Annotated in this window: 12 protein-coding genes and 1 pseudogene; 4 read left to right on the top strand and 9 right to left on the bottom strand. The window is 49.5% G+C overall.

Annotated features, from left to right (window positions below; translation table 11 throughout):
• The first annotated feature begins 261 nt into the window (after positions 1-261).
• On the top strand, positions 262-2,124 hold the full coding sequence (locus NSCA4_RS0103500; protein WP_016686850.1) for a ribonuclease catalytic domain-containing protein: 1,863 nt from the start codon (positions 262-264) through the stop codon (positions 2,122-2,124).
• Positions 2,125-2,258: 134 nt separating this feature from the next.
• Here the strand turns inward: NSCA4_RS0103500 and NSCA4_RS15980 are convergent.
• Both NSCA4_RS15980 and recQ read right to left on the bottom strand, forming a co-directional pair.
• Positions 2,259-2,669: pseudogene (locus NSCA4_RS15980) on the bottom strand (site-specific DNA-methyltransferase); the annotation flags it as partial.
• Positions 2,670-2,850: 181 nt separating this feature from the next.
• Positions 2,851-5,166 (bottom strand): DNA helicase RecQ, encoded by a 2,316-nt coding sequence (gene recQ / locus NSCA4_RS0103490; protein WP_016686847.1) that lies wholly within the window; start codon positions 5,164-5,166, stop codon positions 2,851-2,853.
• A 395-nt stretch (positions 5,167-5,561) separates the two neighbouring features.
• On the opposite strand from recQ, the gene NSCA4_RS0103485 reads away from it, so the two are divergent.
• Positions 5,562-6,008, top strand: coding sequence for a surface-adhesin E family protein (locus tag NSCA4_RS0103485; RefSeq protein WP_016686846.1), 447 nt, complete (start codon positions 5,562-5,564; stop codon positions 6,006-6,008).
• A gap of 297 nt (positions 6,009-6,305) precedes the next feature.
• On the opposite strand, the gene NSCA4_RS0103480 is transcribed toward NSCA4_RS0103485, so the two are convergent.
• A complete protein-coding gene (locus tag NSCA4_RS0103480; RefSeq protein ID WP_029609487.1) occupies positions 6,306-6,875 on the bottom strand; it encodes an L-threonylcarbamoyladenylate synthase in 570 nt (189 codons plus the stop codon).
• A gap of 55 nt (positions 6,876-6,930) precedes the next feature.
• A complete protein-coding gene (purD, locus tag NSCA4_RS0103475; protein WP_016686844.1) occupies positions 6,931-8,202 on the bottom strand; it encodes a phosphoribosylamine--glycine ligase in 1,272 nt (423 codons plus the stop codon).
• Positions 8,203-8,357: 155 nt separating this feature from the next.
• Here purD and NSCA4_RS0103470 point away from each other — a divergent pair, with 155 nt between their 5' ends.
• Complete coding sequence (locus NSCA4_RS0103470) at positions 8,358-8,675, top strand: DUF4298 domain-containing protein (protein ID WP_016686843.1); 318 nt, start codon at positions 8,358-8,360, stop codon at positions 8,673-8,675.
• A 52-nt stretch (positions 8,676-8,727) separates the two neighbouring features.
• On the opposite strand, the gene NSCA4_RS0103465 is transcribed toward NSCA4_RS0103470, so the two are convergent.
• From NSCA4_RS0103465 to NSCA4_RS0103445, 5 genes are all read right to left on the bottom strand, one after another.
• Positions 8,728-9,339, bottom strand: coding sequence for an IMPACT family protein (locus tag NSCA4_RS0103465; protein WP_016686842.1), 612 nt, complete (start codon positions 9,337-9,339; stop codon positions 8,728-8,730).
• A gap of 62 nt (positions 9,340-9,401) precedes the next feature.
• Complete coding sequence (locus NSCA4_RS0103460) at positions 9,402-10,337, bottom strand: electron transfer flavoprotein subunit alpha/FixB family protein (RefSeq protein ID WP_016686841.1); 936 nt, start codon at positions 10,335-10,337, stop codon at positions 9,402-9,404.
• Between the two features lie 10 nt (positions 10,338-10,347).
• Positions 10,348-11,097: an electron transfer flavoprotein subunit beta/FixA family protein gene (locus NSCA4_RS0103455; RefSeq protein ID WP_016686840.1), complete on the bottom strand. Its 750-nt coding sequence runs from the start codon at positions 11,095-11,097 to the stop codon at positions 10,348-10,350.
• Positions 11,098-11,323: 226 nt separating this feature from the next.
• Positions 11,324-12,292, bottom strand: a complete 969-nt coding sequence (waaC, locus tag NSCA4_RS0103450; protein WP_016686839.1) for a lipopolysaccharide heptosyltransferase I — start codon at positions 12,290-12,292, stop codon at positions 11,324-11,326.
• A 35-nt stretch (positions 12,293-12,327) separates the two neighbouring features.
• On the bottom strand, positions 12,328-12,963 hold the full coding sequence (locus NSCA4_RS0103445; RefSeq protein WP_016686838.1) for a nicotinamidase: 636 nt from the start codon (positions 12,961-12,963) through the stop codon (positions 12,328-12,330).
• Between the two features lie 114 nt (positions 12,964-13,077).
• Between NSCA4_RS0103445 and tsaA the strand changes: the two genes are divergently transcribed.
• Complete coding sequence (gene tsaA / locus NSCA4_RS0103440) at positions 13,078-13,752, top strand: tRNA (N6-threonylcarbamoyladenosine(37)-N6)-methyltransferase TrmO (RefSeq protein WP_016686837.1); 675 nt, start codon at positions 13,078-13,080, stop codon at positions 13,750-13,752.
• Positions 13,753-14,319: the final 567 nt, after the last annotated feature.

Genomic DNA, 14,319 nt, shown 5'->3' with positions numbered 1-14,319 from the left:
CAAAGCGCAGGTTTTCAGACGACCTTGGGCAAAATACAAACCTATCCTTCTATTTTTAAAAAAAATTATTTCAAATCAGGCAGCATGGGCGGAGCGCAGCAGGTTTGAGCGCGGTCAAAGTCGTCAAAGGTCGTCTGAAAAGGCAGTTTCAATGAAATGAGAAGGGGAGGGCAAGTTTTTCAGACGACCTTTTGTCCGTCTTTATTAACGAGAATCTGCTAAAATTGCCCGTTTCCCACTTCAACCTGACAGCAGCAATACATGAATATCTTTTACGAAGAGTCCGGCCAATTCAAAGTCGCCGCCATCGTCCAAAAAAACGACGCCACCTACCAAGTCGATACCCAACACGGCAAACGCACCAAAGTGAAGGCGAATAATGTCTTTGCCGAATTCGACGGCGATATGGCGGCATTTTTGGAGAACGCGCAGGCGCAGGCGGCGGACATTGACACCGATTTATTGTGGGAAGTATGCGGCGAAGAAGAATTTTCCGCCGAAGCCATCGCCGAAGAATATTACGGCCATGCACCGACCAAAACCGAGCTGGCGGCGACCTTGATTGCGCTTTACACCGCGCCGATGTATTTCTACAAAAAAGCCAAAGGCGTGTTCAAAGCCGCGCCCGAAGAAACTTTAAAACAAGCACTTGCCGCCATCGAACGCAAAAAACAGCAAGACGCGCAAATCGACGCTTGGGCGGAAGCCTTGAAACGCGGCGAGATGCCGTCTGAAATCGCGGCGGATTTAAAAACCATCCTGCACGCGCCCGACAAGCAGTCGCTGACCTACAAAGCCTTTACCAAAGCTGCCGACGCGCTGAAAACCTCCGCCTACGAATTGGCGAAAAAAACAGGCGGCATTACGTCCATTCCGCAATACCTGCAAGACGGTTTTGAAATCAAATACTTCCCCAAAGGAACAGGCTTTCCCGACCTTCCGCTTCCGGAAATGCCCGACCTGCCCAAGGCCGACGTTAGCGCCTTTTCCATTGATGACGAATCGACCACCGAAGTGGACGACGCTTTAAGCCTGACCGACTTGGGCAACGGCACGAAACGCGTCGGTATCCACATCGCCGCGCCGTCGCTTGCCATTAAACCAGGCGACAAAATGGAAAAAAACATCATGGAACGCTTGAGCACGGTCTATTTCCCCGGCGGCAAAATCACCATGCTGCCCGAAAACTGGATTGCCGCGTTCAGCCTTGATGCGGGCGCGTACCGTCCTGCCGTCAGCATTTATTTTGATGTGGACAGCGAGTTCAACGTCGGCGAGCCGACCTGCAAAATCGAAACCGTCAACATCGCCGAAAATCTGCGCATCCAAACCATCGAGCCGCATTTCAACGCCGAAACCGGCTTGGACGAAGCCGGCGAAATGATGTTCGCCCATCATCAAGACCTGATTTGGTTCTATCAATTCGCCGTCGCCCTGCAAAAAGCACGCGGCAAATACGAACCCGACCGCGCGCCGCAATACGATTACAGCATCGAATTGGATGAAGCAGGCAAAGTCTCCGTCGTCCGCCGCGAACGCGGCTCGCCCATCGATATGCTGGTCAGCGAAATGATGATACTCGCCAACAGCACTTGGGCGCAGATGCTCCATGACAACGACCTGCCCGGCCTATTCCGCGTCCAACCCGCCGGAAAAGTACGCATGAGCACCAAATCCGAGCCGCACATCGGCATGGGCGTACAGCATTACGGCTGGTTCACCTCGCCGCTGCGCCGCGCCGCCGACTACATCAACCAAAAACAACTTCTCAGCCTGATAGACGACACCGCCGAGCCACTTTTCCGGCAAAGCGATGCCGAACTCTTCGCCGCCCTGCGCGATTTCGACACCGCCTACACCGCCTATGCCGATTTCCAACGACAGATGGAAGCTTACTGGAGCCTCGTGTACCTGCAACAGCAAGGCACAAGCGAGCTGACCGCGACCATCCTCAAAGAAGACCTCGTCCGCATCGAAGGCCTGCCGCTGGTAACCCGCGCCACCGGCATCCCGTTCGACGCGCTGCCCAAATCGCAAGTCCTGCTCAAAATCACCGAGCTTGATCCTGAAAAGCAGTTTATCGCGTTGAATTATGTGAAAGCCGTCGCTCCTGCGGTTGTGTAAGGAGAGGCATATAAAACATCGTCTGAAATCCGATGTAGGCAATCGTCGCGTCGTTTACACCACAGGTTGAGAAAATAAATCTGCAAAATCTCAAACGGCGTCGCGCCTTGGAATACGCCGTCGCGCTTCAGTTAGACCGCGTCGTCGGTATCGCCTACGCGGCGGGCGTATTCTTCGCAGTTCTCGGAGAATTTGTCGGGATAGATAAAGGAATCGCTGCCGGTGTTGTAGGGCGGGTCGATGTAAATCATCTTTACGCTGACGGCATAGAATTTTTGCAGGATTTTCAGTGCTTTGAGATTTTCGCCTTCGATAAACACGTTTTGCGTGCCGTCGAAATCTGCGGATTCTTCTTTGCAGGGAGCGAAGGTGCGGGAATTAGGACTTTGGAGATTGAGATAGGCGTCCGTTTTGCCCGCCCAATCGAGTCGATAACGTTCGCCCGAGCCGGCAAGGTTTTCGGCGCCGAAGACGAGTTTGAGCTTTTTAAAGTCGATTTGGTCTTCGCAAAAGGCTTCGGGAAAGAGTTGTTTGAGTTTTAATATATTGTTTTATTTGAGATTATTTTCTAAATCGTGTATAATTTCGGTTCGGTTGCCATTTTTTCGCCTTTCCAATAGGGGTCGGAAGATAAATTATTTTATTGGGATTGGCTAAGATACTGAAGCAGTATTAATAGGTCGTCTGAAAACCTTTTACGGGGTTTTCAGACGACCTTTTTGATTGTCAATCCGCCGTGCAGATTTCTATGATTTCCTCGCCGTATTTGTCCAGCCATTCCCCGCTCACGCCGTCTATTTTAGAAAGCGCCGTCAGGGTTTGCGGCCAGGCTTTGGCGATGGCGCGTAAAGTCTGTTTTCTGGCGACGGCGTGCATCTCTCCGCCTTCATATCGAGCGGTGTCGAGACACCATTGGAACAGGCGGCGGGCGAGCTGGCGTTCTGCCTGTTTCGGCTCGGAAAGCCCGTCTGCGTAGGGGCGGCAGATGTCGAGTATTGCCTGCCCGTATTGGGCAATCCTTTCGCTGCCTATGCCGTAGATACCGAGTAAATCGGCTTCTTCGGCGGGCGTGAGGACGACAAGATCGGTCAGGCTGATGTTGGAAAGGATTTTGCCCAAGGCGCATTGTTTGGAGGCTGCCTGCTCGGCACGCCAGGTTTCCAGCTTTTGCTGTAATTGCTGTTCGCGCTCGGTTTGAGGGATGAATGGGGGTTCTTCGCTGGTCGTCGTTTGTCCGCTTTGGTTTTCGGCTGCGTTCTCGCAGACATTGAGAATGTCGATGCCGAATTTGTTGATTTTTGCTTCGCCCAAACCGTAGATTTGGTGCAAATCTTCCAGCGTTTTCGGCATTTTTTCGACGATGTCGCGCAGGGTTTTGTCGCCGCAGACGACGTAGGCGGGGACTTCTTCGGCATGAGCACGCTGCTGCCGCCAATGCCGCAATGCCTGCCATAGGCGTTCTTCGCGTTCGGTACGCAGCCAGTTGTCTTTGGGCTTTTGAGTGGCAGCTTTTTCGCGGCGCAGCGGGCGCAACATGACTTCGGTTTCGCCTTTAAGGACTTTTTTTGCGGCTTCGGTCAGTTGCAATGCCTGATATTGGGCGGTGTTGACGGTGAGGTAGCCGAGGCTGATGCACTGGCGGATGACGCTGCGCCATTCTTTGTCGGTTTGCGTGCTGCCAATGCCGAAGGTGGAGAGTTTGTCGTGACCGTTGCGCCGTATCCAGTCGTCACTTTTACCGCGCAGAAGGTTGGTGATATAGCCGGCGGCAAAGCGTTGTCCGGCGCGATACACACAACTGAGAAGCTTTTGTACGAGGACGGTACCGTCGAAGCGTACGGGCGGATGCAGGCAGTTGTCGCAATGTCCGCAGGGAGCAGATTCTTCGCCAAAATGCTTGAGCAGCAGGACGCGGCGGCAGGCGGCGGTTTCGCAGACGGAAAGCATGGCATCGAGCTTCTGCATTTCGATTTGTTTCTGCACTTCGTCGCTGTTGCCTTCGGCAATACGTTCGCGCAGCAATACCCAGTCGTTCAGCCCGTAACACAGCCAACTCACGGCAGGCAGCCCGTCCCGCCCGGCGCGGCCGGATTCTTGGTAGAAATGTTCGACGCTTTGGGGCATATCGAGATGGGCAACGAAGCGCACGTCCGGTTTGTCTATGCCCATGCCGAAGGCAACGGTGGCGACGACGATAATGTTGTCTTCTCGGGTAAAACGGCGTTGGTTTGCCTCGCGCACTTCCATGCTCAAGCCGGCATGGTAGGGAATCGCGTCCAATCCGTTTTCGCAGAGGAATTGGGCGATGTCTTCGACTTTTTTGCGGCTTAAGCAATAGACGATGCCGCTTTGCCCTTCCATTTCTTTGCGGATGAAGTCGAGAAGCTGCTTTTTGCCGTTGTTTTTTTCGATAACCTGATAATAAATATTCGGGCGGTCAAAGCTGGAGATGAATTCGGGCGCGTCTTCCAGATGGAGGAAATGTTTAATGTCGGCGCGGGTCGCCGCATCGGCGGTCGCAGTCAGGGCAATGCGCGGCACTTGCGGATAGCGTTCGGCAAGCAGCCCTAATTGCTGATATTCGGGGCGGAAATCATGCCCCCATTGGCTGACGCAATGTGCTTCATCTATGGCGAAAAGGCTGATGGTTTGCTGATCAAGAAAACGTAGGAATCGGTCGGTAACCAGCCGCTCCGGTGCGACGTAGAGCAGTTTCAGACGACCTTGGGCGAGTTTGTCCGCCACTTCGCGGGCTTCTTCTACCGTTGTGCTGCTGTTGACTGCCGCTGCTTCTATGCCTGCGGCGTGCAGGCTCGCCACTTGGTCGTTCATCAGGGCAATCAGTGGCGAAACGACAATGGCGACGCCTTCGCGCATCAGCGCGGGAATTTGGTAACACAACGACTTGCCCCCACCCGTCGGCATCAATACCATCAGGCTTCCGCCGCCTGCCAATGTATTGACGACAGCCTCCTGCTTGCCGCGAAATTCGGGATAGCCGAATACTTCGTGCAGAATCTGTTGGGCGGAAGGCTGGGGCATGATGGTTCCGTAGGGAGGGAAAAGCGTTATTTTAGCGGTTTTAGACACTGCCTGCATGGGGGATATTTGAGTTCTCCATATGGGGTCGTCTGAAAACGGGTTATGCTTGGTTGGGTATCGTGGATTGATTTGTGATTGAGACAAGATGGCGGAACCGCCGACAATGCAGATAGTAGGAAACTGGTTCACTCTTTGCTTTACAACGGAAAACCGTTCTCTTTAATCTCATACGAGGCGGCAGCATACTGGTTTCAAGTAAATCCACTAGAAAACCTGTTTTCAGACGACCTTTTCATTTTTTGGCGGTTTTAAGACTTTGCAAAGCCGATTTACTGCCCCGCCGTCTTCGCGCATAATACGGCAGTCTAATAATTTATCCTAAGCAACCGAAACTTATGAACATCAAACACTTTCCCCTTATTTCGACTTTATCCGCAGCCCTGCTTTTGAGTGCCTGTCAAACGACTACGACCACAAGCGGCGGCGTCAGCGGCAACTGGGACAACATCGGCACAATTTCCGAAGGCAATATCAAAGTGGCGATTGATAAAAACAGCATCAAGAAAAACGGCACTTTGGTCACTTTCCGCGATAGAAAAACCGTGTCAAAGATGAAAGAAGAACGCTTCGTCAACACGCCCGCCTACAAAACCGCCATCGGCGACTGGGAAATCCATTGCACCAACAAAACCTACCGCCTGACCGCTTTGCAGCTCCTCGACGAACACGGCAAAGAAATTTCCAAACACAGCTACACGGCGACGAATATCCGCCCGATGAGCGTGATGAACGGTACGATTACCGAAAAACAATTCGAAGCCGTATGCGGCAGCAAGCTCTGATGCCCAACTTATCTACATACTTATCCACAAGATAGTCAAATCAAAAGGTCGTCTGAAAACCATGAATATGGGGATTCAGACGACCTTTTTTAGTTTTTTCGGGAAAGTTATATTCAGGATTATCCACATTTTATTGAATACGCGGTTTATTATAGTGGATTAAAATAAAAATGAGACAAGGCGGCAACGCCCGTCGTGTACAGATAGTACATAAGGGCGTGGGCAACGCCGTATCATTGCAATTTTAATCCACTATAGTTCAAACCACAATTCCTACTCATCCCATCCATCCGATTTCTAACGCAAGCGAACACCTGTTTCCCCATCAATAATCTGACTCGGCGACTTTTGTTTGCCGATTAAACCGCCGACTACCCATACATTCCTTCCAAACTGTCTTCTCACTTCCCGCTCCGTTCTACACGCGCGTTTGCCTGCGCGGTTACACGAAGTCGAGACCAAAGGCGTTTTCAAAGCCTGACACAAGCGGCGCGCACCTGCATGGGCAGGAACCCTGACAGCCAGTTTGCTGCGTCTTTTTCCGCGCAATGCGGGTAAAACGTCAGCAGCCGCTGGAAGCAGAAAGGTTTTGGGCGCAGGCCATTCGTTTTTGAGCATGGTTTGAATGTTTTCAGACGACCTTTTGAGCAGGGGCTGTAATTGCTCCAATTGGTTGCCAATGACAATCATGCCTTTATGTTGCGGTCTTTTTTTCAGATGAATCAATCGGTTGAGTGCCTTAGGCAAGGTCGGGATACAGCCTATGCCGTAGCAGGACTCGGTAGGATAGGCGACCAAGCCGCCTTTTTTAAGATGGGATTGCAGCTTGCGAAGCGTCGAAGCTGAAAGGATTCTGGGGAATAGCATGATAGGGAAGGTCGTCTGAAACACAATCATGTTTTCAGACGACCTATTTCTTTGATTAACGGTTGATGGCTTTGTCGGCAATGTCTTTACGATATTGCATGCCGTCGAAGCTGATTTTTTCCAATGCGCTATACGCCTTGGCTTTGGCTTGAGTCACATCGTCGCCCAATCCTACGACACACAATACGCGTCCGCCGTTGGTCAATACGTCGCCTTTCTCGTTTGCCGTTGTGCCTGCATGGAAAACTTTGCCGATTCGGTTGGCAGCATCCAGACCGGAAATAACATCGCCTTTTTTGGGCGTTTCAGGGTAATTTTGCGCCGCCAGCACCACTCCTACGGCAGTTTGCGGATTCCATTCTGCGGTTACGCTATCGAGTTTGCCGTCTATTGCTGCTTCGACCAAATCCGCCAAGTCGCTGTTCAGACGACTCATAATCGGCTGGGTTTCGGGATCGCCGAAACGGCAGTTAAACTCAATCGTATAGGGTGCGCCGCTTTGATCAATCATCAAACCTGCGTACAGGAAGCCGGTAAACTCATGCCCTTCTGCTTTCATACCCGCTACGGTCGGCAAAATAATCTCGTTCATCGTGCGCTCGTACACGGCGGGCGTTACCACAGGCGCGGGACTGTACGCGCCCATACCGCCCGTATTCGGGCCTTTATCGTCGTCTAAAAGACGCTTGTGGTCTTGGCTGGTCGCCATAGGCAACACATGATTGTCATCAACCATGACGATAAAGCTCGCTTCTTCTCCTTGCAGGAAATCTTCAATCACAACCCGCGCGCCGGCATTGCCCATTTTGTTGCCCAGCAGCATATCGTCAATGGCAGCATGCGCTTCATCCAAAGTCATCGCCACAATCACGCCTTTACCTGCCGCCAAACCATCGGCTTTGACGACGATGGGCGCACCTTTTCGATTAACGTAATCGTGTGCAGCATCGGCGTTTTCAAAGGTTTGGTATTGTGCGGTCGGAATATTGTATTTCGCCATAAATGCTTTGGCGAAATCTTTAGAGCTTTCCAACTGGGCCGCATATTGTGTAGGCCCAAAAATTTTCAGCCCTGCAGTACGGAAATCATCCACAATACCCGCCGCCAAAGGCGCTTCAGGACCGACGACGGTAAAAGCAATATTTTCTTTACGGCAGAATTCAATCAAATCCTGATGCGCAGTCAAGGCGATGTTTTGCAACTTGGGTTCAATCGCCGTACCCGCGTTACCGGGTGCAACAAATACTGTTTCCACTTTAGGCGACTGCGCCAATTTCCAAGCCAGCGCGTGTTCGCGACCGCCATTACCGATAACCAGCAGTTTCATCCCATCTCCTTGACAAATATGTACTTTTAACGAAAACTCGACATAGGGGACTTTTGTCCCATTTGAAGAAATTTTGGTGGAATCAAACAAAGACCACTTCATTTCACTATGCAACCTATTCAACTTATTCACAAATTAAAAAAGGACAAGCAACCATGCAAAAACGTATTGATGAAATCCAAAGCAAATACCGCGAATGGTGTCATTTGCTACCGCAATTGGAAGAAGACCTAAAACGCTGGAAACATGCCGTCGCTTTGATCCGCGATATGGATAATTTCTATACCCACGAATATCAGGCGTGTCATCAGGCTATTGAAGATGGGGCAGAACTGGATTTGCGCACGGAAGGCGAATACAGCATTATGAGTGAAGATGCGTTATGGAACGCGCTGGGCGAATTCCATCAATTAGCCTGGCTATATTTACGCTCCAGCGTCGATGCCTTGGACAGATATACACAAGAAGCTTAAATTCAAAGGGTCGTCTGAAATACCATGCTGCAAGCTGTTTCAGACGACCTTTTTATTCAAAAGGTTTTTCTGTATTTACCTCAATCTGCCGCGTATTCTTCCAAGCCGAAACACAGGCCTCATAATTTGCCAACGACAAACTTACCGTCAATCGGCAATCCAACTGTAAATCCTGCTCCAATATATCCGCCTGATATTGTTTAGCGATGCGTATCGCTTCATTCAAAAACGGATATTCACATTTCAGCCAAACAGTTTTTTCAATATTCTTTTCAACCACTTCTGCAACCGCCAACGCCTGAGCCGTTGCCTCTTTGTATGCATGAATCAGACCGGGAACACCCAATAACGTACCGCCGAAATAGCGCACGACAACGACCAAAACATCGGTTACACCCACCGAATCAATCTGTCCCAAAATCGGTCGCCCAGCACTTCCTGACGGCTCTCCATCATCGTTGGCGCGAAATTGCATGCCATCCACACCCAAACGATAGGCATAGCACCAGTGTCGCGCTTTATGATGCTCTTCCTTTAACGGATCGAGGTATTTTTTCACATCAGCCAATGTCCGAATCGGATAGGCAAATGCGATAAAACGGCTGCCTTTATCTTTAAACTCAGTCTGCGTCGGGGAAGTAATGGTTTTATAAGTCGTAATCATGCTGAAATGTTTTCAGACGACCTCATGAATAACAAGGTCGTCTGAACGTTTCACGTGAAACATCAATTTTTCAATGCTTCTGTTAATTGTGGAACGATTTCAAATAAATCGCCAACCAATCCGTAATCGGCCACATTGAAAATCGGCGCATCGGCATCTTTGTTGATTGCGACAATCACTTTGCTGTCTTGCATACCGGCAACGTGTTGAATCGCGCCTGAAATACCGATTGCAAAATAGAGCTGCGGTGCAACGACTTTACCGGTTTGTCCGACTTGAACATCATTCGGCGCATATTCGGCATCAACCGCCGCACGGGATGCGCCGATTGCCGCACCTAAAACATCCGCCAACGGTGTCAGCACTTCATTAAATTTCTCCGCACTACCCAGCGCACGACCACCGGAAACAATCACTTTTGCCTGAGTCAACTCAGGACGATCGGAATGAGAAAGCTGGCGGTTCACAAAACGGCTCAGGTTTTGGGCAGGAGTAGCTTCAACATTAACCGCCTCAGCATTCCCACCTTGCGCCGATGCTGCGTCAAAAGCCGTTGCACGGAAGGTCAGCACCAATTTTTCTGAATCGGCTTGCACGGTTTCAAATGCATTACCTGCATAAATGGGGCGTACAAAAGTTTTGTTATCCACAATCTCAGTCAAATCAGAAATTTGCGGTACGTCTAATAAGGCTGCTACGCGAGGTAAAAGGTTTTTACCGAATGTGGTTGCCGTTGCTGCAACATAGCGGTAATCCGCTGTCAATTTGACAACCAACGGAGCCAGTTCTTCAGCCAAACCTTCGGCATAATGGGCAGCATCTACAACCAAAACTTTATCAACACCCGCTACTTGTTTCGCGAATTCCACTACGGTTGATGCGCTATTTCCGGCAACCAATAAATCGACTTTACCCAGTTTGGCGGCAGCGGTAACAGCATGCAAAGTGGCAGGATTTAACTGTTTGTTGTCGTGTTCGGCAATAATCAATACGCTCATTTCAGTCTCCTCAAATCACTTTGGCTTCGTTTTTCAATTTTTCAACCAATTCGGCAACGCTTGCCACTTTTACGCCTGCCTGACGCGCTTTAGGTTCGGCGAATTTCACCGTTTTCAGACGAGGTGAAATGTCGGCAGCCAAATCGGCAGGAGCCATTTTCTCCAAAGGTTTTTTCTTTGCCGCCATAATATTGGGGAGTTTGACAAAGCGCGGTTCGTTCAAACGCAAATCAGCGCTGATGACAGCAGGCAGTTTCAATGCTATGGTTTCTTCACCGCCATCGATTTCGCGCACAATCTGTACTTCGTCGCCTTCAATTTGTACTTTGGAGGCAAACGTACCTTGCGCCGCATTCAGCAAAGCTGCCAGCATTTGCGCCACTTGGTTGGCATCATCATCAATCGCCTGTTTGCCCAAAAAGAAAATTTGCGGATTTTCTTTGCCCGCAACAGCTTTCAGCAGCTTGGCAACTGCCAGCGGCTCCAATTTTGCATCGGTTTCAACATGAATCGCACGGTCGGCACCCATCGCCAAAGCGGTACGCAACGTTTCTTCGCATTTTTTCTCGCCCAAAGAAACCGCTACGATTTCGCTTACTTTTCCGGCTTCTTTCAAACGGACGGCTTCTTCCACTGCGATTTCGTCAAACGGATTCATCGACATTTTGACATTGCCGATATCCACATCCGACCCATCGGCTTTTACACGAACTTTGACGTTGTAGTCCACTACGCGCTTTACTGCGACCAGTGCTTTCATTGAATTCTCCTAAAAAGAACGCTGCTCTCGCTATCAAGCGATAGCCAAACCTTCTTCCCTATAAAATCAAATCCGTTTTTTTTAAAAACGAATTCATTCAGAAATCTTTCGGATAATGCTTGCCGATTATACCATTTTTAAAGCATTTACTCAGGCTGGTAGATATACATTCCTACACTCAACAAACTGGAAAATATCAGGCGCTATATCAGTTTCAGACGACCTTTTAGCCTTTGTCTGCTGCAACACAATCCATCAACGTTTGATAAACCAAATCTGCAGTCGGAATCTGCCCGATATTGCCTAAATTTTTTGCAACAGCCGAAACTTGAACGCCTGTTTTAATCGGATCGGTATCTGTATAAATACCGACCACAGGTTTTTCCAAAGCATTTGCCAAATGCAGCAAACCGGTATCCACGCCGACAATTCCGACCGCGTGTTTCAACAGATACGCCGCCTGCAATAAATTCATTTTGTCGCACACAATGGCAAACGGCAGTCCGTCTGCAATCTGTTCGGCACGCGTCTTTTCAGTTTCATTTCCCCATGGCAGGTAAACGTTGCATTGTTGTTCTTCATTTAATTTTTGCAGCAACGCTCGCCAATTTTCTACAGACCATAATTTACTGTCCCGGCTGGTCGCGTGCAAAGCCGCATAATACGGCTGCTCTAAGTTTTTCAGACCACCTGCTTCGGGAACGGTCATACCAAATACCTGCGTTTCAGGCATCGCATAGCCAAAGACTTGGGCGAACAGCTCACGGTTGCGCCAAACGGCATTTTTACCTTTGGGTACAGCGTATGTTTTCGCATACGCCAACGCAGCCAACCCCTCGCGCGCGCTGTGTTTATCCAAACCATAAATAGGGGATTTTGCCATTTTGGCGAAACACGCGCTTTTAATCAGACCTTGACTGTCCAATACAAAATCAAATGCTTCCTGCCGCAAGGCCTGTTTCAGACGACCTATTTCCTGCCAAGTTTCTGCCTGAAAGAGATGTTTGCGCCATTGCCGCCATTTTATCACATGGATTTTTTTCACAAACGGATGCAGGCGCGCAATATCCGCAAATCCGGCTTCACACAACCAATGGAGTTCCACATCAGGGCATTGTCGCGCTAAATCTTCAATTGCGGGCAAAGTGTGAATTAAATCGCCCATACTGGACAAGCGGACAAGCAAAATTTTCATATTCAGTAAGGGATTTCACGTGAAACAATTATAAATTATTGATTATTAATATATTTTTTAATTTCTTCGGCGTTTTTTAAGATCATTGCACCGGCAGAACGCATTTCCTGCCATGCAGTTTCAATCGTATCCGGCGCAATGCCCCGACAAGCCGCTTCATTGACGATAACCTGCCAATTGCCGCCTTTGAGTAACTGCAAAACCGTTGTTTTAACACAATAATCCGTAGCCAAGCCGCCGACAATGACCGTATCCGTATTTTGACAACGCAGCCATTCAATCAACCCTGTGCTCAGTTTTTCCTCAATATCGTGAAAACACGCGCCGTAAGGATGCAATTCAGGATCAATGCCTTTCCAAACGCAATAATCGTATTCCTTGGCAGAAGGCAGCCCGTCCAACAATTCATAGCCGCGCGTACCGACCATCGCATGGGCCACCCAAGTCAAATCCGCATCGGGCAATCCTGTCGGTTTCAACATATCAACAGGGTTATCCACAAGCCATTTCGCTGCCGAATGATGCGCATCTTTCGTCATCACGCGCAAATCCGCCAAAGCAGCTTGGGCATTCAACTCTTCTACAATCAAATGCCCCTCGTTCACAGGCAGCTCGTCAGGACACAAAGGCGTGAAAGTTTTTTGTGCATCGACATCAATGGAAACAATCATCTCATCATTTCAACACGATTAAAATGCCCTGTATTATAACAAATTACTGCCCAAAAGCGGTAAAACCGGCTGTGATAAGATAACGTTTTTCCGAAAAACTTGTCCACAATCCTCATGACCTACACCATCGTCCCCATCGCCACCGCCCGCTCGCCCTACAAACAGAAATTCGGCGTCGCCCGCCAGCCTGGTTTGGTCCCTGCCGCAGAAGTCTGCATCGAGCTGAATCCCGAATTTACCGCAGACAGCGTACGCGGATTGGAACACTTCGATTATGTGTGGATAAGTTTTATCTTTCACGGCGTATTGGATGAAAGCTGGGCACAAATGGTGCGCCCACCGAGGCTCGGCGGCAAACAAAAAATGGGCGTATTCGCCACACGCAGCCCCCACCGCCCCAATCATCTCGGACTGTCGCTGTTAAAGCTCGACCGTATCGAAACCGGCAAACCCGTCCGCCTTTATTGCAGTGGCGCAGACCTGCTGGACGGCACACCGATTGTCGACATCAAGCCCTACATCCCCTTTGTCGAATCCAAACCCGACGCATCATCCGGCTTCGTCAGCGGCAAACCTGAAGAACTTGAAGTCGTATGGCTGGAAAACATCGGTGCAGAAAATTTATCTGAAAGCACCAAAAACCTCATCGGCCAAAGCATTGCCCAAGACCCGCGTCCTGCCTATCAGAATATTCCTGAACGGATTTACGTCATGAATATTGCGGATTATGAAGTCAGATTTCAAATTGAGAAAAACCGTGCGATGGTTATTGGGATAAGTGTTGTTTGAAATTTAGTGATTGATTTCATTAAAAAAGATCGTCTGAAAACCCTAAGATTTAGGTTTTCAGACGACCTTTTTATCAATGATGCGGGTCTTATTCAATTAACGTTTGAGATAAACCAAACCCGTAGCGTGGGCTTCGCCCACGAAATCCATCATCCAATAATCCGAATCAGATAACTATCTAATTTTTATTAATCTCGTGGGCAAAGCCCACGCTACTCGTTGCTGCAACGGCAACTTGTCCCTTTCCCCCGTCCGGCGGGGAAGGTTAGGATGGGAGTGGCTTTATGGGTTTAGGTAAAATCAAATTCGTATAGCTCGCAGAGCCACCCTCTCCCCAGCCCTCTCCCGCCAGCCGGGAGAGGGGGCAGGTTGCAGGTCAAAACAAGGTCGTCTGAAAACTTTGAGATTTGAGTTTTAGAGAAACTCGTTCTACCCCCGTTTTCAGACGACCTTGTTTATTCAATCAATGCAGGCTTAGGATAACTCAAGTAGAGTAGGCTTCGTCCGCGAAATCCGCTATCCAACAATCCAAATCAGACAACAGTCGAATGGACATTCATTTTCCTT

It is taken from the genome of Neisseria sicca 4320 (genome assembly GCF_000193735.1).
In the GTDB taxonomy this organism is placed as follows: Bacteria; Pseudomonadota; Gammaproteobacteria; order Burkholderiales; family Neisseriaceae; genus Neisseria; species Neisseria sicca_E.
The sequence above is the reverse complement of the archived record's forward strand: the minus strand, read 5'-3'. Positions and strand labels throughout refer to the sequence as shown.

Coding starts and splice junctions, on each gene's coding strand:
- NSCA4_RS0103485 (WP_016686846.1), top strand. CDS start 5,562: ATGAACATCAAACACTTTCCCCTTATTTCGACTTTATCCGCAGCCCTG.
- tsaA (WP_016686837.1), top strand. CDS start 13,078: ATGACCTACACCATCGTCCCCATCGCCACCGCCCGCTCGCCCTACAAA.
- recQ (WP_016686847.1), bottom strand. CDS start 5,166: ATGCCCCAGCCTTCCGCCCAACAGATTCTGCACGAAGTATTCGGCTAT.
- NSCA4_RS0103445 (WP_016686838.1), bottom strand. CDS start 12,963: ATGATTGTTTCCATTGATGTCGATGCACAAAAAACTTTCACGCCTTTG.
- NSCA4_RS0103455 (WP_016686840.1), bottom strand. CDS start 11,097: ATGAAAGCACTGGTCGCAGTAAAGCGCGTAGTGGACTACAACGTCAAA.
- purD (WP_016686844.1), bottom strand. CDS start 8,202: ATGAAACTGCTGGTTATCGGTAATGGCGGTCGCGAACACGCGCTGGCT.
- NSCA4_RS0103500 (WP_016686850.1), top strand. CDS start 262: ATGAATATCTTTTACGAAGAGTCCGGCCAATTCAAAGTCGCCGCCATC.
- NSCA4_RS0103460 (WP_016686841.1), bottom strand. CDS start 10,337: ATGAGCGTATTGATTATTGCCGAACACGACAACAAACAGTTAAATCCT.
- NSCA4_RS0103470 (WP_016686843.1), top strand. CDS start 8,358: ATGCAAAAACGTATTGATGAAATCCAAAGCAAATACCGCGAATGGTGT.
- NSCA4_RS0103465 (WP_016686842.1), bottom strand. CDS start 9,339: ATGATTACGACTTATAAAACCATTACTTCCCCGACGCAGACTGAGTTT.
- NSCA4_RS0103480 (WP_029609487.1), bottom strand. CDS start 6,875: ATGCTATTCCCCAGAATCCTTTCAGCTTCGACGCTTCGCAAGCTGCAA.
- waaC (WP_016686839.1), bottom strand. CDS start 12,292: ATGAAAATTTTGCTTGTCCGCTTGTCCAGTATGGGCGATTTAATTCAC.